Source organism: Fibrella rubiginis (assembly GCF_017353185.1).
In the GTDB taxonomy this organism is placed as follows: Bacteria; Bacteroidota; Bacteroidia; order Cytophagales; family Spirosomataceae; genus Fibrella; species Fibrella rubiginis.
In genome coordinates this window covers 256479-281597 of sequence record NZ_JAFMYV010000005.1, presented here as the reverse complement: position 1 = coordinate 281597, position 25119 = coordinate 256479, and the positions used below count along the sequence as shown (strand labels likewise).

General features: G+C 54.6%; 22 protein-coding genes and 1 pseudogene. 18 read left to right on the top strand and 5 right to left on the bottom strand.

Annotated elements, in window-relative coordinates; genetic code table 11:
• Positions 1 to 87: 87 nt before the first annotated feature.
• Positions 88 to 993 carry a TIGR01777 family oxidoreductase gene (locus tag J2I47_RS12280; protein ID WP_229374547.1) on the bottom strand — a complete coding sequence of 302 codons (906 nt, stop codon included), beginning with the start codon at positions 991 to 993 and terminating at the stop codon, positions 88 to 90.
• A gap of 166 nt (positions 994 to 1159) precedes the next feature.
• Positions 1160 to 1714: a hypothetical protein gene (locus tag J2I47_RS12275; protein WP_207364866.1), complete on the bottom strand. Its 555-nt coding sequence runs from the start codon at positions 1712 to 1714 to the stop codon at positions 1160 to 1162.
• A gap of 242 nt (positions 1715 to 1956) precedes the next feature.
• On the opposite strand from J2I47_RS12275, the gene J2I47_RS12270 reads away from it, so the two are divergent.
• A complete protein-coding gene (locus tag J2I47_RS12270; protein WP_207364865.1) occupies positions 1957 to 3480 on the top strand; it encodes a DUF4394 domain-containing protein in 1524 nt (507 codons plus the stop codon).
• Positions 3481 to 3641: 161 nt separating this feature from the next.
• Entirely contained in the window at positions 3642 to 4778 is a 1137-nt protein-coding gene (gene moeB / locus J2I47_RS12265; RefSeq protein WP_207364864.1) for a molybdopterin-synthase adenylyltransferase MoeB, read from the top strand.
• Positions 4779 to 4862: 84 nt separating this feature from the next.
• On the opposite strand, the gene J2I47_RS12260 is transcribed toward moeB, so the two are convergent.
• Positions 4863 to 5057 carry a hypothetical protein gene (locus tag J2I47_RS12260; RefSeq protein ID WP_207364958.1) on the bottom strand — a complete coding sequence of 65 codons (195 nt, stop codon included), beginning with the start codon at positions 5055 to 5057 and terminating at the stop codon, positions 4863 to 4865.
• 303 nt (positions 5058 to 5360) lie between these two features.
• Between J2I47_RS12260 and J2I47_RS12255 the strand changes: the two genes are divergently transcribed.
• The 8 genes from J2I47_RS12255 (at position 5361) to J2I47_RS12220 (ending at position 11727) form a co-directional block, all read left to right on the top strand.
• Complete coding sequence (locus tag J2I47_RS12255; RefSeq protein WP_207364863.1) at positions 5361 to 5729, top strand: DUF8478 family putative metalloprotein; 369 nt, start codon at positions 5361 to 5363, stop codon at positions 5727 to 5729.
• 45 nt (positions 5730 to 5774) lie between these two features.
• Positions 5775 to 8195: a TonB-dependent receptor gene (locus J2I47_RS12250; protein ID WP_229374545.1), complete on the top strand. Its 2421-nt coding sequence runs from the start codon at positions 5775 to 5777 to the stop codon at positions 8193 to 8195.
• Positions 8196 to 8255: 60 nt separating this feature from the next.
• Positions 8256 to 8447, top strand: coding sequence for a hypothetical protein (locus tag J2I47_RS12245; RefSeq protein WP_207364862.1), 192 nt, complete (start codon positions 8256 to 8258; stop codon positions 8445 to 8447).
• A complete protein-coding gene (locus tag J2I47_RS12240; protein WP_207364861.1) occupies positions 8444 to 8845 on the top strand; it encodes a type II toxin-antitoxin system death-on-curing family toxin in 402 nt (133 codons plus the stop codon). The genes J2I47_RS12245 and J2I47_RS12240 overlap by 4 nt, the downstream gene beginning before the upstream one ends.
• A gap of 100 nt (positions 8846 to 8945) precedes the next feature.
• Positions 8946 to 9317 carry an aspartate 1-decarboxylase gene (gene panD, locus J2I47_RS12235; protein WP_207364860.1) on the top strand — a complete coding sequence of 124 codons (372 nt, stop codon included), beginning with the start codon at positions 8946 to 8948 and terminating at the stop codon, positions 9315 to 9317.
• A gap of 109 nt (positions 9318 to 9426) precedes the next feature.
• Positions 9427 to 10443, top strand: a complete 1017-nt coding sequence (locus J2I47_RS12230) for a lysylphosphatidylglycerol synthase transmembrane domain-containing protein (RefSeq protein ID WP_207364859.1) — start codon at positions 9427 to 9429, stop codon at positions 10441 to 10443.
• Positions 10440 to 10928: a D-glycero-beta-D-manno-heptose 1-phosphate adenylyltransferase gene (rfaE2, locus tag J2I47_RS12225; protein WP_207364858.1), complete on the top strand. Its 489-nt coding sequence runs from the start codon at positions 10440 to 10442 to the stop codon at positions 10926 to 10928. Before J2I47_RS12230 ends, rfaE2 begins: the two co-directional genes overlap by 4 nt.
• Before the next feature lie 112 nt (positions 10929 to 11040).
• Entirely contained in the window at positions 11041 to 11727 is a 687-nt protein-coding gene (locus J2I47_RS12220; protein ID WP_207364857.1) for a zinc metallopeptidase, read from the top strand.
• 110 nt (positions 11728 to 11837) lie between these two features.
• Here the strand turns inward: J2I47_RS12220 and ahcY are convergent, their stop codons facing one another.
• Both ahcY and J2I47_RS12210 read right to left on the bottom strand, forming a co-directional pair.
• On the bottom strand, positions 11838 to 13148 hold the full coding sequence (ahcY, locus tag J2I47_RS12215) for an adenosylhomocysteinase (protein ID WP_207364856.1): 1311 nt from the start codon (positions 13146 to 13148) through the stop codon (positions 11838 to 11840).
• 152 nt (positions 13149 to 13300) lie between these two features.
• On the bottom strand, positions 13301 to 13873 hold the full coding sequence (locus tag J2I47_RS12210; protein ID WP_207364855.1) for a DUF2911 domain-containing protein: 573 nt from the start codon (positions 13871 to 13873) through the stop codon (positions 13301 to 13303).
• 177 nt (positions 13874 to 14050) lie between these two features.
• Here J2I47_RS12210 and J2I47_RS12205 point away from each other — a divergent pair, with 177 nt between their 5' ends.
• From J2I47_RS12205 to J2I47_RS12170, 8 genes and pseudogenes are all read left to right on the top strand, one after another.
• Complete coding sequence (locus tag J2I47_RS12205; protein ID WP_207364854.1) at positions 14051 to 14962, top strand: hypothetical protein; 912 nt, start codon at positions 14051 to 14053, stop codon at positions 14960 to 14962.
• A gap of 153 nt (positions 14963 to 15115) precedes the next feature.
• Positions 15116 to 16626: pseudogene (locus tag J2I47_RS12200) on the top strand (amidase).
• A 245-nt stretch (positions 16627 to 16871) separates the two neighbouring features.
• Complete coding sequence (locus J2I47_RS12195; RefSeq protein WP_207364853.1) at positions 16872 to 18302, top strand: glycosyl hydrolase; 1431 nt, start codon at positions 16872 to 16874, stop codon at positions 18300 to 18302.
• 298 nt (positions 18303 to 18600) lie between these two features.
• The gene (locus tag J2I47_RS12190; protein WP_207364852.1) at positions 18601 to 20046 is read left to right on the top strand and encodes an oxidoreductase; all 1446 of its coding nucleotides are present in this window, start codon (positions 18601 to 18603) and stop codon (positions 20044 to 20046) included.
• Positions 20043 to 20858: a 3-ketoacyl-ACP reductase gene (locus tag J2I47_RS12185; protein ID WP_207364851.1), complete on the top strand. Its 816-nt coding sequence runs from the start codon at positions 20043 to 20045 to the stop codon at positions 20856 to 20858. Before J2I47_RS12190 ends, J2I47_RS12185 begins: the two co-directional genes overlap by 4 nt.
• A gap of 196 nt (positions 20859 to 21054) precedes the next feature.
• Positions 21055 to 22356: a Gfo/Idh/MocA family oxidoreductase gene (locus tag J2I47_RS12180; protein WP_207364850.1), complete on the top strand. Its 1302-nt coding sequence runs from the start codon at positions 21055 to 21057 to the stop codon at positions 22354 to 22356.
• A 103-nt stretch (positions 22357 to 22459) separates the two neighbouring features.
• Positions 22460 to 23686, top strand: coding sequence for an MFS transporter (locus tag J2I47_RS12175; RefSeq protein ID WP_207364849.1), 1227 nt, complete (start codon positions 22460 to 22462; stop codon positions 23684 to 23686).
• A gap of 286 nt (positions 23687 to 23972) precedes the next feature.
• Positions 23973 to 24920, top strand: a complete 948-nt coding sequence (locus J2I47_RS12170; protein WP_207364848.1) for a hypothetical protein — start codon at positions 23973 to 23975, stop codon at positions 24918 to 24920.
• Positions 24921 to 25119 lie beyond the last annotated feature (199 nt).

The following is a 25119-nucleotide window of genomic DNA, read 5'->3' as shown; positions in this document are numbered from 1 at the left end:
GACTGTTTAAAGTTTAAGGTTCAAAGTCTAAAGTTGCCGAACCGGTCTGTCGAGGCGACAACTTTAGACTTTGAACTTTAAACAGTCTTATAATAAATCCTCCAGCGCCTTCCGCAGATCCGGGAATTTGTACTGGAAAGTGGTTTCTTCGGTGATGCGGCGGTTGAGGACGAAGCTGCTGCCCAACACGGTAATGGCCAGTTCGCCAAACATCAGCTTAATCACAAACGCCGGAATATTGGGTAGAACCATGGGCTTGTCCAGCACCTTGGCAATGAGCCGGGTGAGGTCGGCGTTGGTGACGGGCTTCGGGGCCACGCCATTATACACACCACTCCAGACGGGATTGCGCAGTGCCTGAATATACATGGCGCAGATGTCGTCGATGTGAATCCAGGAAATGTACTGCTGCCCCGTGCCAATGGGCGCGCCCGCGCCAAGCCGGACAGGCTGCACCAGTTTGGGCAACGCACCACCTTCCATGGTCAGCACTACGCCTGTACGGATACGCACCGTACGAATACCCATTGCCTCGATGGGCTCTACGGACCGTTCCCAGGCCCGGGTCACTTTGGCCAGGAAATCAGTACCAGCCGCGCTATGTTCCGACATGGGCCTGTCGCCGGTGTCTCCGCCGTAATAGCCTATGGCCGAAGAACTTATGAAACTTTTTACGTGGTGTTTAGTATTGCGAAGGGCCTCGGCCAGCAGTTCTGTTGAGCGAGTGCGGCTGTCGATAATCTCGCGTTTACGGGCGTCGGTCCAGCGTCCGTCGGCAATGCCCGCCCCGGCCAGATGCACAATATGGTCGGCGTTTTCGAGCGCGCGCGGGTCCAATTCACCTGCATCTACGTCCCAGGCGTAGGTGGTCACACCCGGCTGCGGTTTCGGCGACCGGCTGAGCAGGCTAACGGCATAACCCTGTTCCTGCAGCAATTGAGTGAGGCGACGGCCAATTGTACCGGTCCCCCCGGTGATAAGTACGGTTTCCATGTAATGAATAATAATGTACAATGAACAATGAACAATGGTCTTCGCATCCGGCATATTTCGAGCGAGAAGCTGTTCGTTAACGCCCATTGTACCGCATCGGCGGACCGACTATACATTATTCATTGTACATCGTTCATCGTACATTATTGTTCATTGTACATTAAAATCAGCCTCCCCACGTCTTGGGTAGGGCCAGCATTTTGGCAAAATGGGCCAGCGCGCCGGTATGCATGTGGCGCAGGAGCCGGTTTACATCGTCCTCAAATTCCATGAAATAGTCAGGGTCCAGTTTGTTGAGCTTCTTCAGCAACATGTCGGTGCGCTTGGCTACATATTGAGCGCATTTCTCGGTTCGGCCATTCAGCGTTTTCAACAGGTTGGCGTGGTTATCCAGAAAAGCCGTAAGCATGTGCAGGGTAAGATCAACGTCGCCGTAGGTGTCTTTGGTCACTTTCACATGGCGGGTAATGTAGCCACTCACGGTGCGCATATCCATCATCAGCCAGCCCGCCGTATCAGGGTCCAGCTTAGCCGTCCGGTTGGTAAGATCACGAATAAGCTGACGGCGGTGGTCGAGGGTAGTTTTTCCTTCAACCAACTCATAATCAAGTTTTTCTGTTAAGATTGGATCTTTGCTGATGAGCCGAATCAGGAGTTTGTCTTTCTCTTTTTCGGGCATTTCGACAACGGCACGTTTCAGATCGGCAGTCAGGGCGGGCATAGCACAGTGGGCTTGTTAGACGAATACTCAAAGATAGAGGCTCTTCGTGCATGCTCATCTACCGAGCTAACAACCTAGCTCTTACGCCAGCGGCCGAGGCCTCGGCCGCTGAATAATTTTCCAACTCTATGCTTTAATTTCTTTTTAATCAGCAACATCCAGTCAGGCCGTAACGCCGTATGGTTCAGTGCCGCCCGTCTGTAGACGGTGCTTACTGTTTCAAACCGAAAAAGCCTACGACTATGCGCTCCCTGACACCACTCCGTTTTTTAGCCAGTTTACTGGCCACCGGGGTTTTTCTATTGCTCAACGCCTGCCAGGACCACCGCATGGTCCCCGACCCCCAGACCCTGCCCGATGCCACCGTTTATGCTCTCAACGATGGCAACCAACTTATCCGGCTGTCGATCAGAAACACCATGGCTCCACAGGCCACCATGGGTATCACCGGTCTTCAGACCGACGAACGCGTATTGTCGATTGACTTCCGTCCGGCAACAGGACAGCTTTATGGCGTAACTAACCAAAGCCGCCTGGTGGTTATCAACACCGCCACCGCTGCCGCCCGCGCCATTGGCACCGCCCCGTTCTCACCAGCTATTTCCGGTGCTGTGGTAGGCATCGACTTCAACCCTACCGTAGATCGGCTCCGGCTTGTGACCACCACCGGGCAGGACCTGCGGCTTAACCCAGAAACGGGTACCGTGGCCGCCACCGACGGGGCCATCAACGGTGCTGCCGGGGCCATGATTTCGGAAGTGGCCTACACCAACAATCAGGCTGGTGCCACCACCACTACCCTCTACGACATTGACCCCGCCACCGACCGCCTCTACATCCAGAACCCGCCCAACAACGGTACGCTCACGAGCGTAGGCCCACTAGGCTTAGACATCACGGGTGCTGCTGGTTTCGACATTGCCCCCAACGGAACGGGACTGGTGGCGGTCATTTTTGGCGGTAAACCAGAGTTACAGCAAATTAACCTGACCACAGGCCGTTTGCAGAAACTGGGCGACCTGACAAGCACCATTATCGGGTTGGCTATCCCCACCGACCCTGTTGCCTACGCCATTGATGGCTCGTCGAACCTATTGATCTTCAATCCAATGAGTCCAACCCCACTAGCGAAGCCACTCTCAGGTTTGCAATCGGGCGAGACACTGTATGGCATTGATTTCCGTCCGGCCAATGGACAGCTTTATGCCGTCGGCAGTACTAGTCGGTTATACACCATCAACACATCGAATGGCGCTGCTACGGCAGTGGGTTCACAATTCAGTACACTGCTTTCAGGGACCGATGCCGGTTTTGATTTCAACCCCACTGTAGACAGAATTCGACTGGTAACCAACACCGGGCAAAATCTGCGTCTTAATCCAAATGATGGCACCATTGCCGCCACCGACGGTAATTTGAATCCGGGAACACCAAACGTGACAGGGGCAGCCTATACAAATAACTTTGCCGGGGCCACCACCACTACATTGTATGGCATTGACAATCAGGGAGCCATGGCCATGTTGGTGCAACAGAACCCACCCAACGCTGGTACACTGGTAACCGTAGGTTCGCTGGGCCTAACGGCCGAAGCAGCCAACGGATTCGACATTGGCGGCACGTCGGGCATAGCCTATGCACTGTTGCGGGTGGGAGGCACTACCCGGATATACTCGGTGAACCTAACCAACGGTTCGGCCACGGCGGGTGCTGTGCTACCCGGCAACCCAACGGTGCGCGGCTTTGCCCTTGGTTTGGGGTTCTGATCACCTTGAGTAACAGCGCTGACAGCCCCCATTCGTTAGCCGCGAATGGGGGCTGCTGCGTTAGCTACCATAACCGCGCTACCCCCCAAAAAATAGTTATTCGGTAGGCGAGATAATTAAGGCAATTTTACGTTCATTGAACAGTTTGTTTTCCTACCACCATGCTGACACCCTCTGAACAAACCCGTTACCAAAAGCACCTTAAGCTACCCGAGTGGGGCGTCGAAGGACAACTTGTCGTCAAAAATGCCAGTGTACTAGTCGTTGGTGCCGGGGGCCTTGGCTGCCCTGTGTTGCTTTACCTGACGGCGGCGGGCGTAGGACGCATCGGTGTGGTAGACCCCGATGTAGTGGATCTCAGCAACCTGCAGCGTCAGGTTCTCTATACCACCGGCGATGTGGGGCAACCCAAAGCAAAAGTGGCCGTGGGGCATCTGCAACGCATCAACCCTGAACTGCGCTTCGACGCCCACGTACAGGCTCTCGACGCCGGCAATGCCCGCGCGCTGATCAATGCATATGATGTGGTGATTGATTGTACAGACAATTTCGGTGTACGTTACCTCATTAACGACCATTGCGTTACACTCGACAAACCATTTGTGTACGGGGCCATTCACCGCTACGAAGGGCAGGTGGCTATTTTCAACGCCCCGCTGCCCAGTGGTGATCGTGGTCCTACGTATCGTTGCGTTTTTCCTGAAGAGCCAAGCCAGATGGAAATACCAAACTGCGCCGAAACAGGTGTACTGGGTGTTTTACCAGGTGTGATTGGTACGTATCAGGCTACTGAAGTGCTGAAATTACTTACCGGCATTGGCGAACCCCTGACCGAGAAACTCCTCATTACCGACCTGCTCACTCACAGTAGTCAAACCATCCGCCTGCGCCGCCGCGCTGACGCCTATGAACTGGCAACTGCTGGCCTGGCTAAACGGACACTGCCCGCCAAATCGGCTACGGAGGCTCCCAAGCTAATAAATGCCAGAGAGTTAGCCGACCGGCTGGCGCAGGGTGAGGATATTTTTCTGCTCGATGTACGGGAACGCGAAGAATACGACCTGTGCCATCTGGATGGTGCGGTGCTTATTCCGGTGGGTTTGATTGCGGCTACTTCATCCAACCGCAAGCGCATACCAACAGACAGGCCTGTGGTGGTGTATTGTCATCACGGCATCCGTAGCGCCAACGTGGCCAACTACCTTTACACGCAGGGGGGTTACACCAATCTTTACAACCTGGAAGGTGGTATTCATGCCTGGGCGCAACAGATTGAACCAGAAATGGCCACCTACTAGTATCAAGCAAAGAGGCGCGCGACCTTCTGGATCGCGCGCCTCTTTGCCTCAATTATCGTACCGGTTTTAGCCGTGACAGAGCAATTACCAACCTGCTTTGGCTTCTGACTGCGCAGACTGATTGGCCGCTTTGTAACTAATGTCTGTACCCATCTGCTCAATGACACGCTCGGCCATCAGAACAGCACCGCGCAAAGCGCCAAATACCATGCAAAGGGGCAAAATAACGGGCAGAAACAGTACCCATTGTAGGATCATATAGAACCGAATCGTCTTCATCTCTTAGTTAGTTTTACGGGCTAGACAACTGTAGAAGTTGTGGTCAATTATCCTCAGTACAAATGTCATGCCAGGTCAGTTACGATAGATTGTCTCAACGCGATCAAAGTTAATCTTGACTTAATACTAAAACAACAACCGCCTGCTCAATATGTTGTCTTTGACTAAATTTTAATAGGAAACTACTCAACCTTTTTTGTAAACCTCCGCTATGAATACATAATTTTAATATAAGTTACTTGATCAATCTTCGCTTAAACGGCCCCCATTCCGATAGGGATCATACTTACTTTTGCGTTACTAATGAATCACGTACTTTTCCATCGCGTTGCCATTGCCCGCCTGCTGCTGCTGGTTCAGCTCTTCATGCTGACCAACGCTGTGGTGTTCCGCCATGCGCATCGGCTGCCCGATGGCACGCTGGTGGTTCATGCTCACCCATTTTTACCTAAAGCACCGGGGCCAATTCAGCCGCTTGATCACAGCAAGCAGGAACTCATCTGGCTGGATGCCGTTGCCCACACACCCTACTTGTTTTATGAAGTAGCTACATTTCAATTTATACCGGATGTAGTTTATAGCTGGCCTACCAAACAGACAACAGTGCCAGCTACGGGGAAATTAATACACACGTTCGTATATTTCTCACACAGGGGACCTCCATTGGTGTAATCTGTTGTATGTCAATAGGTTAATTTCACCAACGTAGTTCCATCCATGAAAAAACTCTTCGTGCTGATGGCCTGTCATGGGCTGTCTATCCTTGCCTGCTTTGCCCAAAATAGCTTGTCGGGTCGCGTTACCCACAGCGAATCGGGTGAGGCCGTTATTGGTGCTGCCATCTACCTGCCCGACCTGCGGCTGGGGGCCACCACCCTTACCGACGGTACCTATCGGCTCACTAACCTGCCTACCGGAACATTTACAGTGCAGGTGAGCTACATTTCGCACAAAACGCTGGTACGCGCTGTGACCGTTTCGGAAGCCACCACCCAGGATTTTGTGATGGAAAACGCCGCTCAGATGCTCGAAGAGGTCATTGTATCGGGGGCGGCGACCAAGACAATCATCCGCGACAGTCCGGTGCCTATTGCAGCCATGTCGCAGTTGCGGCTCATGCAGCAAAGCTCGACTAACCTGATCGACGCGGTAGCCAAAATGCCCGGCATGTCGCAGGTCACGACGGGTGCGGGGCTTAGTAAGCCCATCATCCGGGGGTTGGGGTTCAATCGGGTCATCACCATGCACGACGGTATCCGGCAGGAAGACAACCAGTGGGGAGAAGAACACAGCATTCAACTGGACGAATATTCGGTAGACCGCTACGAGATCATCCGGGGGGCGGGCAGTCTCATCTACGGCTCCGACGGGCTGGGGGGCGTGGTTACGGCCCTGTCGCCGCGACCGGTAGAAGAAGGTAAAGTACGGGGGCGGGTGCTGACCAACTACCAAACCAACCACAACCTGCTGGGGCTATCAGTGCAGGCGGCGGGCAACCAAAACGGGTTTGTCTGGCTAACCACGCTATCGACTAAATCGACCAATAATTACCAGAATCGGGCCGACGGGCGCGTTTTCTCGTCGAATTACGCCGACCTGTTCGACATCAGTGGGTATATTGGGCTAAACAAACGGTGGGGCTATTCGCGGCTATACTTCCTGCGCACCGAGCAACGCTTCAACATCATCAACGGCACCCGCGACACCCAAACAGGCCGGTTTACCACCCCAACTCTCTTACCTGATGGCTCAGCCAGGGACCGCCCCGTAACGGACGACGAACTGAACAGCCGGGCGTTTTTGCCTTACAACTCGCAGCACCTCATCAACGGCAAGCTGTCGCTCAATAACCTGCTCCAGTTTAAAAACGGCGGGTCGCTCACCCTCAACATCAGCTACGCCCGCAACAACCGCGACGAATTTGCCGATGTAGCCCGCCCTTTTCAGGCGCAGCTGGGTTTGTTGCTCCATACCAACTACTACGACGTTCGGTATAACCTACCCGTATGCCGCAACTGGGAGATCACTACGGGCAGCAATGGCATGTTACAATCGCTTGACAATCAAGGCTATCAGGCGCTGTATCCTAATTATACACTCTTTGATAATGGCGTGTTCGGGTTTGCCAAAAAATCCATTGGCCCGTTGAAAATCAGCGGGGGGCTACGCTACGACATCCGGCTGTTGGGCATCAACAAACTCTACATCGACGCCGACGGTGCTTTTCAGGTTCGTCCGCAGGGGCCTAATTCAGAGCGATTTGCGGGTGTCGACAAAACCTACCGCAACGTATCGGCCAGCCTGGGCGCGGTGTATTCCCTGACCGAAAAGCTAAACATCCGGGCTAACCTGTCGCGCGGGTTCCGGGCGCCTACCGTCCCGGAGTTGTCATCGAACGGGGTGCATGCGGGTACGTTCCGCTACGAGATCGGCAAGACCGACGCCGTGCCGGAAGTGGCCTATCAGGGCGACGTGGGCCTCACCTACGAAAGCCGCAACTGGTACGCCGATGTGAGTTTGTTTCAGAATAGCATTGGGCACTACATCTATTCGGAGCGGGTGCTGAACCGGGCGGGCACCGATTCGCTCTACCAGGGCAGCATACCTGTTTTCCGCTACGCCCAGGGCGATGCCCGGTTGCAGGGACTGGAAGGCACCGTGACGTATAATCCGGCAGCAGCGCGGTGGTTTTCGCTGACGCAGACCTATTCGGCGGTGTTTGGGCGCAACCTCTCGGCCACAACAGATGATGCCCAGTTTCTGCCCTTCATGCCCGCCCCCCGCTGGGTAACGCAACTACGTCTCAGCCGTGACCGATGGGGCAACCGCTTTCGCAACCTGTATGCCACGCTGGACCTGGAAATCACCCAACGTCAGGACCGTTTTCTGGCGGCCTCGAATACCGAAACGGCCACCCCCGGCTACACGCTGGTACACCTCGGCGCAGGCGGCGACGTCACCAGCAATGCTAAACGAACACTGTTTTCAGTTTACGTCTCAGCCACGAACCTCTTCGACGTAATTTACCAGGCCCACCAAAGCCGTCTCAAATACCTCGACGCCAATAACGCCACGGGCCGCGTAGGTGTGTTCAACATGGGTCGCAACGTAAGCCTGAAAGTGGTGGTACCGTTTTGAGAGTCAACTTTTGAGAATCAGATCGTGTTGCGTAGATTGAATACATTAATTAATAGTTGTATGGAGGCCATCGTCGATAAGGAGCTAATTCGGAAGTCATTGAAAGAAATGGCTGTTAGTGAGCCTGAGTTTGTCAGCACACTGATGGCAGAGGTAGCGGATGTATTGAAAGAGACGAAACGGCAGAAATTAGAGCGTATCGTTGCACAAGATTTCGCTGAGTATGAAACTGTATTCAGGAAGTTGGCATGATCTATCTAGACAAAGATGATATTGCCTTCATAAATCGGCGTACGGTAGCAGAGCATGGAGGTAATTTCATGCCGCCCTACAATTTTCTACACGAAGAAAATCTTGACTTTTTAATTGAAGCTGTTCAGGCGGACCTGTTTGGTGAACCCATGTACCCGACCCTGGCTGACAAAGCAGCAGTGTATTGTTTCAATATTATCGGCAATCATATCTTTTCAGATGGGAACAAGCGCACCGGTTTAGAAGCCGCGCTTGCATTCCTGAAATTAAACGGCAAGCGATTAAATCGTGCGTTGCCGCAGGATGATCTCTACGATTTTATCATCAAAGTAGCCTCCGGCGAATCGAGCCTGGACGAGTGCCGAGCGTGGTTTATGACGCATACTGTGCCATTATAGTGTAGTCCCCCCAACACAACCCAGCCGAACGTTACCAAACCGGCCCTTGTTTTGTGGGGCACAGGGCAAGCCCTACTTTTGCCATCATCAACTAAATACCATGTTGCTTACCTTAATGAAAGCCAAGTTGCACCGCGTGAAGGTCACGCAGGCCGAACTCAACTACGTGGGTAGCATCACCATCGACGAAGATCTGATGGATGCTGCCGGGTTGCAGGAAAACGAGCAGGTGCATATTGTGAACAACAACAACGGCGAACGCCTCATTACCTACGTCATCACCGGCGAACGGGGCACAGGCATTATCTGCCTCAACGGGGCCGCCGCCCGCCGCGCCCAACCCGGCGACGTGATTATTATCATCGCCTATTGCCAGCTCACACCCGAAGAGGCGAAAACTCACAAACCCCTCGTGGTCTTCCCCGACGATAACAACCGCCTTGTAACAGGTGGTCAGGCCGCAAGGGGATAAAACTTTAGGTTCAACGTCTAAAGTTTAAGGTTCAACGTTGCTTCGCACGTTACACCCTGAGCGCGAAGCAACGTTGAACCTTAAACTTTAGACATTGAATTTCCTTCCCATGAAAAACATCCTTACCTACGTTATTTCCCTGGCCGTGGCGGGGGGGCTGCTTTGGTTTGTGTTTAAAGACATCGACCTTGAGGCCATGTTTGCTGCCATTGGGCAGGCTAACTGGGTTTGGGTTGGTGTGTATGCCGCTATTCTGCTGGTGGCACACTGGGTACGTGGCCTGCGCTGGGGCATGTTGCTTGAACCCGTAGCAGGCCATCGGCCAACGTCCGCCAACACCATGCTGTCGGTGCTGACCAATTACTTTGCCAACCTGCTGGTGCCGCGCATGGGCGAGGTAACCCGTTGCGGTACCATGAACCGACTGGAGGGTGTGCCCGTCAACGTTAGCCTGGGCACGGTGGTGGCCGAACGCATTTTCGACGTGGTCATGCTGGTCGTGGTTATCGGTCTCACGCTGGTACTGGAATTTGACCGTATCAGCGATCTGGTATTTGGTCTGTTTGCCCAAAAAGGGGGCAATGGAAGCCGTACAGGCCTTTATTTGCTACTGGCCGTGGGCGTGGCGGGGGCCGTGGTAACGTGGTTTCTGTACAACAAGTACAAAGAAGCGTTACGCAAAAATGCCTTGTTTGCCAAAGTAGAAACCTTCGTGCTGGGCCTCATAGACGGGCTGCTGAGCGTACGGAAGCTACGTCAGCCGGGCCTGTTTGTGGTCTATACGCTGCTGATCTGGCTGCTATATTACCTGTCTACCTACGTGCTGTTTTTTGCCATGCCACAAACCGTCGGGCTGGGGTTGCTGGCGGGCCTCACGATCCTGATGATGGGCAGCATTGGCATGGCGGCTCCTACGCAGGGTGGGCTGGGCGCGTTCAATATCATGGTCGGCTCGGCATTGGCTTTATACGGGCTAACCAAACAGGACGGCCAGACGCTGGCTACGCTCATGCTACTCTCGCAGTGGGCCGTCACCATTGTCTTTGGTGGCATTGCGTTTTTGATTGTGCTTAACCGGCGCAAACAAACCAATTCTGTGGCTGACACCAACGCTATCAGCTTATGACCGCCGATAAAATTCGCTCTCGTGCTGAGGCGGTTGAGCAGGTGGCGCAATGGCACCGCGAGGGCAAGCGCGTGGTCTTTACCAACGGCTGCTTCGACATTGTGCATCTGGGCCACATCGACTACCTCGAAAAAGCCCGCGCCCTGGGTGATGCGCTTGTACTGGGCCTGAACACCGATGCGTCTGTTTCGTGTATAAAAGGCCCCCTGCGGCCCGTAGTGAACGAAAACGCCCGCGCCCGGCTCATGGCCGCGCTAGAGTTTGTTGACCTCGTCATGCTCTTCGACGAACCTACGCCGCTGGAACTCATTACCGCTGTTCAGCCCGACATTCTGGTGAAAGGCGACGATTACACGGTTGACACCATTGTGGGGGCCGATGTGGTGCTTGCGCGGGGCGGTTCGGTGCAGACTGTGGCCCTCGTGCCCGGTTATTCAACCAGCTCTCTAATCCAGAAAATCGTGGCGGCCTATGGGGGTGACTAGTGGTGAAAGGTCGGGATGAATGGAGGGACCGGTGAGACATTTTTGGTCAACACATTGTTTTATGTACAGGTTGCTGTACTAAACCAACCGCTCGAACACCGAAACAAAAACCATGAACAGTCCCTTTTTGCTCATTATTATCCCCATGCTCGCCAGCATGTACATTCAGTGGCGGCTACGGAGCAAATTCACAGAATACTCACAGATTGCCCTTGCCAGTGGCCTTACCGGGGCTGAAGTGGCGCAGAAGATGCTAAACGAAAACGGTATCTATGACGTCCGCGTACTATCTGTAGATGGGCAGTTGACCGACCACTATAACCCTCAGGACAAGACCGTTAACCTCTCGCCCGACGTGTACGCGGGCCGCAGCATTATGTCGGCGGCAGTAGCGGCGCACGAATGCGGCCATGCTGTGCAACACAAAGTAGCCTACGCACCCTTGCAGTTGCGGTCGGCGATTGTGCCGTTTGTGAGCGTGTCATCGCGGTATTTGCAATGGGTGCTTTTGGCCGGTATCCTGCTGATTCAGACTACGTTATTGCCGCTGGCCATCGGCGTGGGTCTGTTTGCGCTCACGACGCTGTTCTCCTTCATCACGCTGCCCGTTGAATTCGACGCCAGCAAACGCGCGCTTGCCTGGATCGACAGCCGGGGCATCGTAACCGCCCGCGAACACGAAATGGCCAAAGATGGCCTCCACTGGGCCGCCATGACCTATGTGGTAGCCGCACTGGCTTCGCTGGGTACGTTGCTCTATTACGCCAGCATCCTGTTTGGCGGCCGTAACAGGGATTAATAAGAGATAAGAAGTAAGAGTCAAGAAACAAGAAAGACGCTGCCGCAGACCTCAACGGAATGTAGCAGCGTCTTTCTTGTTTCTTGACTCTTACTTCTTATCTCTTATTTCTAGTACCGGTACATCTCCGACTTGAACGGACCTGATACCTGTACGCCGATGTAGTCGGCTTGCTCCTGCTCCAGCGGCTCCAGGCGGGCGCCTACGTGGGCAAGGTGCATGGCAGCCACTTTTTCGTCGAGCTTTTTGGGCAGGACGTATACCTTGTTTTCGTACTTGTCGGCGTTCTCCCACAGTTCAAGTTGCGCCAGGGTCTGGTTCGAGAAGGAGCACGACATCACGAAGGATGGGTGGCCCATGGCGCAACCCAGGTTCACCAACCGGCCTTCAGCCAGTACGATGACCTCTTTGCCGTCGATCTCGTACATATCTACCTGCGGCTTGATCTGGCTCTTGCTGTGGCCGTAGTTCTCATTCAGCCACGCCATATCGATCTCATTGTCGAAGTGGCCGATGTTACACACCACCGACTTGTCGCGCATGGCTTTGAAGTGACGGTCTTTGATGATCCGCACGTTGCCGGTAGCCGTTACGAAGATGTTGGCGCGGGTTACGGCCTCGTCCATCGGTACCACTTCATACCCGTCCATAGCCGCCTGCAGGGCGCATATCGGGTCAATTTCAGTGACCAGCACGCGGCAACCTGCTCCCCGGAGTGATTCGGCAGAGCCTTTGCCGACGTCGCCGTAGCCAGCCACAACGGCCACTTTACCGGCCAGCATCAGGTCGGTTGCGCGACGGATGGCATCGACCAGCGACTCGCGGCAACCGTATTTGTTGTCAAATTTCGACTTCGTTACCGAGTCGTTGACGTTGATGGCGGGCAGGTGAAGCGTACCGTTTTTCATGCGCTCATACAGGCGGTGAACCCCCGTAGTAGTCTCTTCCGAGAGGCCTTTGATGCCGCCAATCAGTTCGGGATACACGTCGAACACCATGTTGGTGAGGTCGCCACCATCGTCGAGAATCATGTTTAGCGGTTGCCGGTCTTCGCCGAAAAATAGCGTCTGCTCGATGCACCAGTTGAACTCTTCTTCGTTCATGCCCTTCCAGGCGTAGACCGGAATACCGGCGGCAGCAATGGCCGCAGCGGCGTGGTCCTGCGTCGAGAAAATGTTACACGACGACCAGGTAACGTCGGCACCGAGGGCCACCAGGGTTTCGATGAGTACGGCGGTCTGGATAGTCATGTGCAGACACCCGGCAATGCGGGCACCTTTCAGCGGCTGGCTTGGACCGAATTCGGTCCGCAGGCTCATCAGGCCCGGCATTTCGGCCTCGGCGAGGCGAATTTCTTTGCGGCCCCACTCGGCCAGCGCAATGTCGGCGACCTTATACGGTACGTACGTTGACGTTTGCATAAAATAGATTACAGTTTACAGACAGTAATGGCAAACTCCTGTCCGGCTTTATTTCTTTGGAAAGTACAAAAATACGGAAGGTCGTTCAGAAAGGCTAACCATTGGCTAGCTGCACACAAGCGCACCAACCTTTTTACCGCGCTTTTGCCAGCTTACAACTCCATCGGCACGGAAACCATTGTGTTGTCCCAGCCTATGTTCATCATAGCTGTTTTGGCGTCTTTTTTGGCAAACTGAATACCGAAATTCTCAATCACCGCGTCTGATTTTTGCACCGGCACCGTGACACGGGCCACGTCGAGGGATTCATTGTAGCTATAAGCACCCCACTGGTCAAGGTCAGAGCTGAAAATGATGGTCCATTCTTTCTCGGTGGGCAACACGAGCATGGCGTAGTTACCGGCCTTGAGTTTCTTGCCGCCAATGGTTACGTCCTGATAAAATTTGATCTCCGGGGCTTCATTGGCACCCGCCCGCCACACTTTGCCGTAGGGAACCAGTTTACCAAACACCTCGCGTCCATTCTTCGCCGGACGGCTGTACGTCACCCGCACGGCCAGTTTATCGGTGCCTATTTTGGCGGGCGCAAATTTGCGGTCATGGGCGTAGTTGTCGGGGTAATAGGCCATGGCCATCGGTGATTTTTCGAGGCCACGAAAGGTCTGGGCGTTGGCACTGGCAAGGGACAGCACGAGCAGTGTGATCAGTACAAGGACGTTTTTCATTGTGCTTTTGGGAGAAAATAATAGGGGTATAAAAGTAGTGCATTCGGGTAAAAGCGAGTCTGCCCAGCATGTTGTGTGCCCTTTTTTGACAATTAGTTAAAATAGGTTAACCTATTGCCTGCTAATCAATTATATACGGACATTTATAAAAACATCTGGTTAGTAAACGTCTGTCTTATGAAAACCCTTTTCGCTTTTTTGCTGCTGTCTGGCCCGGTGATAGCTCAGACAACCATTACAGTTCCACTTGAGGTGGTCAACACAAAACATCCAACACTTTATAGTCAGGTCGGCACCGGACAGTCCACTGATCTATCGGCATTCCGCGGGGTACCGGGCAATTTGGTTGAGAAAGTATTGCGCACAGCCAATACCGTTCGGGGGCAGGCATCCTATGCTTCTTTTTTACGGGGCAACATAAGCCAGTCCGAGTGGGAAAAGACGAAACAGGGTTTAGGGCAGGACACTACATACCTCAGCCGTAAACCCCTTCGTCATCAGATCAATACGCTGGTGGGGACAAACACGGCGGGGCAACGCGTATTGATCGTAGACGCCAACAACAACCACGACTTTGGCGACGACCGGGCGTTTACCTACCCCATGACCCTGCCCCAGATTCCGAAGCAGGTCAATGGTTTTTATGACAACAGCATTCACGCTGTTTTCGATACGTTGCCCGCTGTGCTGGTATCCGTAGAGGCGTTTGATGGTCAGCAGATTGTGCAGCGAACGGTGTCTGTCAAACCCATTCCCTACAACACAGGCTGGACATACCCGGATCCGGAGCAAAACCGATTTCACCTGTCGTTGCTGGCCAACGAGTACCGAAAAGCGACCACGTCGGTACTTGGCGAATCCGTAGACGTGCTGGTGACGACCGTACCCGGTTTGCCATACAACACACATAACGTCACTGTTGAACTACGCGAAGCTGGTAAGCCCGTTAACAAGCTACTAAGCCAGGGCAGTTTTCAGCCGGGCTACACATTCATACTGGCCAATCATGTACTGGAAATAACGGGCATCTCGCAACAGGGCGATAAACTCTCGTTGCTGGACAAAGGCGTGATTACCCCAACGCGTTAGCATACACCGCTGTGCTGTCAGGCCGGAATGATGCGCCTTCCCAACCTGACAGCACAGACTTCTGGCTATTTTTACCATACGATCAACTTACTCAACTTTCGTATGGTATCACGTCTCCGTTGGTTTGGCGCAGCCGCGCTTATTTTATTTGCCATGCTGGTTCGGGCACAGCCCAAAGCCACCCAGCCAATGGGTGGTAATTTCGACATAATCGAAACCACCATCGCCGACGTTCACCGGGCCTTCCGCAGCGGGTCGCTGACGAGCGAGCAGTTGGTCAATAGCTACCTCGACCGGATACGAACGCTTGATCAACCCACGAAACTGAACTCGATTATTCTGGTCAACCCAGAGGCCATTGCCACGGCTCGTGCGCTGGATGCTGAGTTTCGGAAAACGGGCAAACTGCGTCCCCTACACGGTATTCCGGTTATTGTGAAAGATAATTTCAACACCAAGGGCCTGCAAACAACGGGCGGCTCGGTGGCCTTGCGCGGATTTGAACCTACCGAAGATGCCTGGCAGGTACGGAAACTGCGCGAAGCGGGGGCTATTATTCTGGCGAAAGCCAACATGGCCGAGTGGGCCTTTACCCCCATGCATTCGCAGAGTTCGATGGGCGGCGAAACGCTGAATCCGTATAACCTGGCCCACGTACCCGCCGGGTCGAGCGGGGGTACGGCAGCAGCGGTGGCGGCTAATCTGGGCACGGTTGGCCTGGGGTCCGACACGGGCAATTCCATCCGGGGACCGTCGTCGCACAATGCGCTGGTGGGGTTTCGCACGTCGCTGGGGCTGGTGAGTCGCTATGGCATCATTCCCTTGTACACCCGTAACGACGTGGGCGGGCCGATGTGCCGCACCGTGGAAGACGCCACCCGGCTGCTGGAACTCACGGCGGGCTACGATCCCAACGATCCGATTACGAAGCGCAGCCAGGGGAAAATGCCCAAAAATTTGGGCCAGTTTCTGAAGAAAGACGGCCTGAAGGGGAGCCGCATCGGCATCATGCGGCAGTTGGTCGACAAAACATTCACCCGGAAATAAAAGCCCTTTTCGACGCTGCCGTGGCCGATTTAACCCGCGCCGGGGCCACCGTAGTCGACGTTACCATCCCCAATTTCGACTCGCTCCGGGCCAATCAGTGGTGCGCCGATTTCCGGGCCGATCTGGAGAATTACCTGCGCATATTTGTGAAACGCGACACACTAAAAACGCTCGAAGACGTGATTCGGGTGGGTGGTTTTTCGCCCCTTGTGCGCGACCGGCTCACCTACCAACAAACCCACACGGGCCGCGCCACCCACCCCGACATTCCCTGCGGCGACGCCTTCACCGACCCACTCCGCATTGCCTACCGCAACGCCGTGGAAGCCGAAATGAACCGCCTTCACGTCGATGCCCTGATCTACCCGTCGTGGAATTACCCGCCCGCGCTGGTGGGTGATGACAAGGGCTACAAAGGCGATAACAGTCAACTCGTTGCGCCCGCCACCGGCCTACCCGCGTTCACTATTCCGATGGGCTACACCGCCGGCAACCTACCCGCTGGCCTCCAGTTTCTGGGTCGCCTTTTCGACGAACCCACACTGATCCGCCTCACTTATGGCTACGAGCAGGCCACCCACCACCGGATGCCGCCGAAGCAGTTTTCGGTGAAGTGAAGGGGGATGAGAGCATGGTCGTGTAATGGATGAGGGGTTGTGGCTTTGCACCGGTTTTGTCATCCCGACGTGAGGAGGGATCTACTTTCCTTCAGGCATATTGTGAGATAGGAAAGTAGATCCCTCCTCACGTCGGGATGACAAAACCGGTGCAAAGCTATGCCACCATGCACCTACACCACACCGTATGAAAGGTAGAAACAGCGAAGCGGCTGGTTTTGGGCGTTGACTACCTTCCTCCCCGCATGATTTCTGTTGATACCACGCTCCAGCCAAATCAGTTACGTACCAAACTCCAGCGATTTTGGGCGGTTTCGGCCCAAAAAATCCGGCTTATCAATGAGCAGTATGACCCGGCCAATGGCTCGCCGGTGTTTACTGTTGGGGGAAAATACACTACCCGCGGCTGGACCGAATGGACGCAGGGGTTTCAGTTTGGGTCCGCCATTCTCCAGTTCGATGCCACCGGCGAGATAGAGTTTCTGGAACTGGGTCGTCGGAAAACGCTGGAACTGATGGCCCCGCACGTGAGCCACACGGGGGTGCATGACCACGGGTTCAACAACGTGAGCACCTACGGCAACCTGCTGCGGCTCATGCGCGAAGGCAAAACGCCGCACAACGACTGGGAGGCCAATTTCTATGAACTGGCCCTCAAAATTTCGGGTGCCGTGCAGGCCAGCCGCTGGACAACGATTGTCAACGGCGGTGCAGGCGATTCTGCGGCAGGGACGCCTGGGGGATTTATCTATTCGTTCAATGGTCCGCACTCGCTTTTTGTCGACACCATCCGTTCGTGCAGATCGTTGATAGTCAGTTATTTGCTGGGGCACACCTTTCAGGGTGAAGGCGACAAGCGCATCAACCTGCTGGAACGGGCTATAGGCCATATCCGGGCGACGGCCAACTTTTCGGTTTATTATGGCAACGGGCGCGATAGCTACGATGTCTGGGGACGGACCGCCCACGAGAGCATTTTCAACGTCAACGACGGGCAATACCGCTGCCCCAATTCGCAGCAGGGCTACACCGGTTTCAGTACCTGGACCCGCGGACTGGCCTGGGCGATGTGCGGGTTTGCCGAAGAACTTGAAGCCCTCGCCATCATCCCCGACGACCACCTGACAGGCCTTGGCGGACGTGAATCGCTCGAGGCCATGATGCTGAAAGCCGCCCGTGCCACCTGCGATTTTTACCTCGACAATACGCCTACCGACGGCATTCCGTATTGGGACACCGGCGCGCCGATGCTCTATAAACTAGGCGATTACCTCAGCCGCCCCGCCGACCCGTTCAATGACCACGAACCCGTCGATAGTTCAGCGGCGGCCATTGCCGCACAGGGGCTACTGCGGCTGGGCCACTACCTCAAACAAAGACCGCAGCAAAGCCAAAATAGTGATAGTGAGCTGGTTAATGCCGGAGAAAAATACTGGCAAGCTGGCCTTTCGGTACTCAATGCGTTGCTGGATGAGCCGTACCTGAGCCTGAATTCGCAGCATCAGGGACTGCTGCTCCACTCCATCTACCACCGGCCCAACGGCTGGGACTACATACCCGACGGCAGCAGAATCCCATACGGAGAATCAAGCATGTGGGGCGATTACCACCTCCGCGAAGTAGCCCTGTACGTGCAGCGCATCATCGACGGGGGATTGTATTACACGTTTTTTTGACAAGATTTTTTTGGCAGGTTTTTATGACTGCCCGTTGTCGCTTGGCTCCGCCGAGTGACGGATATCTGAGGGCCTCCGGCCCGTAGTTTGAACTTAATACAACTAAGCAAGCCCTTTCAACGTCAAACTACGGGCCGGAGGCCCTCAGATATCCGTCACTCGGCGGAGCCAAGCGACAACGGCCAGATGAACAGGATTTTTCGTGCACTGCTAATCTTCTCCAGAGTAGTAAAGAAATCCTGTCAATCCAGAAAATCCCTTTAATCCTGTCGTAAAAACCTGTCCATAACTAACCAACATGAGCGGAAAATACAAACCGAAATTTACCCGGATGGCCCAGCTAAAAACGGCCCCGGACCTGGCTAGCTATCTGGAAACCAACGGTATCGACCTGCCTTTCGACGATACGTTGCTGCCGCCCGGCGACAGCCCGTTCAACCGGACGATCACGCTGAAATCGGGCAGGAGCATTGGAAACAGCCTGTGCATTTTACCGATGGAGGGTTGGGACGGCACCACCGACGGGAAGCCTTCGGATTTTACCCGAAACCGCTGGGTGAAATTTGCCGAAAGCGGGGCTAAACTACTCTTTGGTTGCGAGGCCGTAGCGGTGTGTCACGAAGGCAAAGCGAACCCTAACCAGTTGGTTATCAGCGAGGACAATTACGACGAGTTTGTCCACCTGCGTCAACTGTTATTGGCCAAGCATACTGCCAAATTTGGCCGTACCGACGACCTGCTTATTGGCCTGCAACTCACCCATTCGGGGCGGTTTTGTAAGCCTAACAGCCACAAAAAATTTGAGTCGCAGATTCTTTACGCCCACCCCTACCTGAACGCCCGGTTCGGGATGGACGCTAGTTACCCCGTCCTTACCGACGACGCTATCGATACCATTATTGACCAGTATGTGTCGGCGGCGGTGCTGGCGCAACGGGCAGGCTATGATTTCGTCGATATCAAACATTGTCACGGTTACCTGGGTCACGAGTTTCTGAGCGCCGTAAACCGGGAAGGACGTTACGGCGGCAGTTTCGAAAACCGGACCCGGTTTTTGCGGAGCATCGTGGCGGGCATTCGGCAGGCCGCGCCGGGGCTGGAGATGGGTATCCGGCTCAGCGCGTTCGATTTACTGCCTTTCAAAAAAGGTCCCAACGATGTGGGTGAGCCCGAACAAACAGGCACCTATCCGTTTGCATTCGGTGGCAGCGAAACAGGGTTGGGCCTGGACCTGGATGAGCCAAAAGCGTTTTTAGAACTGGCCCAATCACTTGGTATTCAGTTAATTTGCATTACGGGTGGCAGCCCTTATTACAACCCTCACCTGATGCGCCCGGCCCTGTTTCCGCCCTCCGACGGGTACCTCCCGCCCGAAGATCCGCTGCTGGGCGTGAAGCGGCAGATCGACGTGACCGCTGAGCTGAAACGGGCTTTCCCTGAATTGGTCATCATCGGGTCGGGCTATTCGTATTTGCAGGAATGGCTGCCCAACGTGGCCCAACACGTACTCCGCACCGGCATGGCCGACAGCGTGGGGTTTGGGCGAATGGTTCTTTCTTACCCCACCATGCCCGCCGACATGGCCGCTGGTGCATCGCTGACGCGCAACCTTATTTGCCGCACCTTTTCCGACTGCACCACCGCCCCCCGAAACGGTTTACTATCAGGCTGTTACCCGCTCGACCCGTTGTACAAAAAACTACCCGACGCCGAACAGTTGAAAGCCATCAAAGAGACGCTATGATACCAACGGAACGCCCGCACCGGCGGACCGGCCCGACAGAACGCCGCCCGGTGGCCCTCATCACGGGTGGAAGCCGGGGGATTGGGCTTGGTATTGCCGAACACCTGGCCCAGACCGGTTTCGACCTTGCCATCAACGGCCTCCGTCCCGAAACAGCCATTTCGGAGGTGCTGACCCACCTGCGGGGGTTGGGTGCAGAGGTGTTGTATTGCCCCGGCAGCATTGCCGATACCGAAGCGCGGGCAACGGTTCTGGCTAACGTGAAAAGGCATTTTGGCCGGCTGAACGTGCTGGTCAACAACGCGGGCATGGCCCCCACCGTCCGGGCTGACATTCTCGACGCCACCGAAGCCAGTTTTGATCAGGTGCTGAATACAAACCTGAAAGGCCCCTATTTTCTGACGCAGTCCGTAGCCAACTGGATGCTTCAGCAGAAAGCAGAAGACGCTGAGCATCAATGCAGTATTATTACCATCTCGTCGGTTTCGGCGGCGGTGGCGTCGGTAAACCGGGGTGATTATTGTATCTCGAAAGCGGGGTTGAGTATGCTGACGCAATTGTTTGCGGTGCGGTTGGGGGCGGCGGGTATTCCGGTCTATGAGGTACGTCCCGGCATCATCAAAACCGATATGACAGCGGGCGTGACAACTAAATACGACAGCCTGATTGCCGATGGCCTGACCCTGCAACCCCGTTGGGGCCTCCCCGACGACGTAGGCCGAGCCGTTGCCGCCATTGCCAGTAACAGTTTTCCTTACTCCACGGGTCAGGTCTTCCTAATTGATGGTGGCCTGACAGTGGGGCGATTTTGATGAGATGTACTTGTTTGACGCATGTGGCTTCGCGCTTGTGGCCCTTCGACAGGCTCAGGGTGACAGGCTAATAAGCAATCATCTCTAGTTGATTCAAGGTCGTGGTCACCCTGAGCCTGTCGAAGGGCACGATGCGCGAAGCCACACGTGTCAGAAACATCCAATTCATTTATAACCCTTAACCCCCTCTATACCCATGAAAAACATCCCTGTATCAAGGCGCACATTCATTCAGACCGCGGCGGCGGGAACGGCGGTACTTGGCCTGCCAACCATTATTCCGGCTCATGCTTTTGGGGCGAATGACCGGCTTCGCGTAGCCGTCATTGGCATCAACGGACGTGGCAAAGACCACATGGCCGGTTTTTCGAAACTCGACAACGTGGAGGTAGCCACGCTCTGCGACGTCGATGATGTGGTGCTGCAAAAAACGGCTTCCGAGTTCGAGGCGAAACAGAACCGCAAGGTGAAACGCGAACAGGACCTGCGGAAGGTGTATGACGACAAAGACATCGACGCGGTGAGCATTGCCACGCCCAACCACTGGCACGCACTGGCCGCCATCTGGGCCTGTCAGGCGGGTAAAGACGTATACGTAGAAAAACCGGCCTGTCATAACCTGTTCGAGGGTCGGAAGCTGGTGGAAGCCGCCGCCAAGTACAACCGCATTGTGCAGCATGGCGTCCAGTTGCGGAGCTCAGTAGCCATTCAGGAGGCTATTCAGCACCTCCGCGACGGGCTGATCGGCAAGGTCTATATGGCCCGCGGCACGGTCTATAAATGGCGGGCCGACATTGGCAATCTGGGCAATTCGCCCGTGCCGCAGGGGCTGAACTGGGACTTGTGGCAGGGGCCAGCACAGGCACGGGAGTTCAGCAAAAACTACGTCCACTACAACTGGCACTGGTTTTGGGACTATGGCAACGGCGACATTGGCAACCAGGGCATTCACGAAACCGACCTGTGCATGTGGGGGCTGGACGTGGGGCTGCCCGAAAAGATCACCTCGGCGGGGGGCAAGTTTTTGTGGAACGACTGCAAGGAAACGCCCGAAGTGCTCACCTCGACCTACCATTACCCGAAGCAGGGCAAAATCATTGAATTTGAGGTACGCCCCTGGATGACCAACAAGGAAGACGGCGTGGAAGTGGGCAATATTTTTTACGGCGACAAAGGCTACATGGTCATCAACGGCTATTCAGACTACAAGACGTACCTGGGCCGCAACCGTGAACCTGGCCCCGCCCGCAACGCCGGTGGAGATCACTACAAAAACTTCGTCGATGCCGTACGGGCCAAAGACAAGAAGCTGCTGAACGGCCCCGTCGAAACAGCCTACAAAGCCGCCGCCCTGGCCCACCTGGGTAACATCGCCTATCGCCTGGGTCGCACCCTCGATTTCGACCCGCAGAAAGAAATGTTCGTCGGCGACAAAGAAGCCAACGCCATGCTAACCCGCAAATACAGAGCACCTTACCTGGTTCCAACAACCATCTAATTGCGGATTTGGGATTGCGGATTGCGGATTTATGGCTGACGCAAGGGTTTGCTCTTGCGTCAGCCATAAATCCGCAATCCGCAATCCCAAATCCCAAATCCCCATGCCCCCCAAATCTCCTCTCCAACAACTCCTTCAGCTGCCCGTTCTGGTGGCGGCGCTGGGTTATTTCGTCGATATGTATGACCTGTTTCTGTTCAGCGTGGTGCGGGTGCCGAGCCTCAAAGCCCTCGGCATCAGCGGCGACCAACTGCTGCCCGAAGGGGTTTTTCTGCTCAACCTGCAACTGACCGGCCTGCTTATTGGCGGCATTCTGTGGGGCATCCTGGGCGACAAACGGGGGCGGCTGTCGGTGCTGTTCGGGTCGATATTGCTGTATTCGCTGGCCAACATCGCCAACGGGATGGTGACGAATACCACCCAATATGCCGTGTTGCGCTTTGTAGCGGGCATCGGTCTGGCGGGCGAACTGGGAGCGGGCATTACGCTTGTGGCCGAAATTCTGCCCCGGCACCTGCGCGGCTACGGGTCCGTACTGGTGGCTACAATGGGCGTACTGGGGGGTATTCTGGCGTACTTCGTGGCCGATTTGTTCGCCTGGCGGATGTCGTATTACGTGGGTGGCGGGCTGGGGCTGCTGCTACTCGTGCTACGCGTGAACGTTTTTGAATCAGGCCTTTACGAACACCTTAAGGCAAAAAATATTGAGCGAGGCAACTTCATGGCCCTGCTCATCAACCCCCACCGCCTCCGCAAATATGCCCTGGCCATTGTGGTGGGCATACCACTCTGGTTTGTGGTGGGCATCCTGATCACCTTCTCGCCAGAGTTTGGCCTCCACGCCGGACTGCCTGCACCCATTGTGGCGGGCAAAGCCGTGATGCTGGCCTTTGCGGGCCAATCCTTCGGCGACGTGGTGAGTGGCCTGCTAAGTCAGCGACTACAAAGCCGCAAAAAAGCCATCCGGATATTTCTGTTGCTATCGTTTGCCATGATGGCGGTCTACCTGCTGGTGCCCATTCACCAAACGACAACGTTCTATTTCCTCTGCGCCTGCCTGGGCTTCTGCAATGGCTACTGGACGCTCTTCATCGTCATGGCCGCCGAGCTCTTCGGCACCAACCTCCGCGCCACGGTGGCTACGTCGGTCCCCAATTTTGTGCGTGGTGCCACCGTACCACTCACGGCCTTGTTTGTGATGCTCAAACCCGCCGTGGGCCTCACCAACGGTGCCCTGCTCATCGGCACCGTCATCGTGGCGGCTTCCCTGCTGGCCCTGCATTTTCAGGAAGAAACCTTCAGTAAAGACATGGACTATGTGGAGGTGTAGGATCGCTCAATCATATAAATGATCCGCTCTCGGAAATCATATAACCAAGCCTTTTCTTGTCTATACGACTACTAAGTAGGCTACCTAATCGCTTTGCTGTAAGCTGGGATTGGGTGATCGTCAATCTGTTGTAGCCCCTTAACCCTGCGCGTTTTATTATAATGAGTGTTCTGTACGATGGAACAGCTTACCTGGCCCATGAGGGGCCTATTTATAAAAAAGTTGCGAATAACACCCTTACCTTTTTACCCAATCACCGATATAAGCCAAACAACTCAGTCACGTTATGAAACTTCTTTCCTTCTCCGGCCTGCTGAAACTAGGGGCTTTTGTACTACTGGCCTGGCTACCTGCGGGCTGCTCATTGATCGATCACCGAACCCTACCTGTCGTCCCTTCCAACTGTCGGCTTACCAGCCAAAACAATATGATGCTGACGTACACAACGGATGGCCTGCTTACCAGTTACGGTGATGATCGGTATACCTACAACGCTGAAGGGTTTGTGCTGACCAGGCTTACCTACGACAGGATAACTGCTAGCCCTTATATTAGGCATACCTATCAGTATAACCAGGGACGACTTATTGGCGACATCGAGTACCGCTACGCCACGGACCGAGACCTAATCACCCAGACCTATGAGTATGACAACAGTGGTCAACTCACTCGTCTTTTCTATCGGGTCAACGGTGGGGCACTGTATTACACCAGTACCTACCTCTTCAGTGGAGGCAAACAGACAGACTTCATTCAATACGACGGTAATTCCGGTGTTCAGACACAACCCTATCGCTTTGAGAATGGACTCATCAAGCAGGTGATTAATCAGTCTACCGCTGGTACTCCTACTTCGGTCACTGAATACACGTATAATGCGGCGGGACAGTTGCTCAGTACTGCGAACGAGACTACCGGCATCTATCATACATACGAGTATATTGATGGCCATCCGGCTTCAGCAGCAGTGCCTGCTTTTAAGGGATGGCCAGTGCTGTCTCTAAACGCGACGAGCCTAAATACGACAAGTTTACCAGCCAAAGATATTGAGTACCGGAAAGATGCGGCAGGTGTGCGCTACAAGTATGGAGAGACGATCCACACATATACCATGACAGCATCGGGCTACCCCCTCAGCGACCAGGTAAATTATGTAACCTATAATGCTACCGGCCAGGTGACTAACCAGGGTAGCCTGAGCAAAACAACCTATACCTACGATAATTGCAACTAGATCTGTTGCTTAAGTGCCTGGCTGTCTGGCTGGCAAGGTGGTCTATTGTACAGCTATGTAGCTGGTCTGTTATGGTTTGGCTTATTGAGACAAGGAACTTGGAACTTATCAATAAAGCGATTTGGCAGAGCCAGATTATTACGTCAAAATTAGATTAACTGCAAGAAGACGAACCTGCTTCTATAGCTCCAGGTTCGTC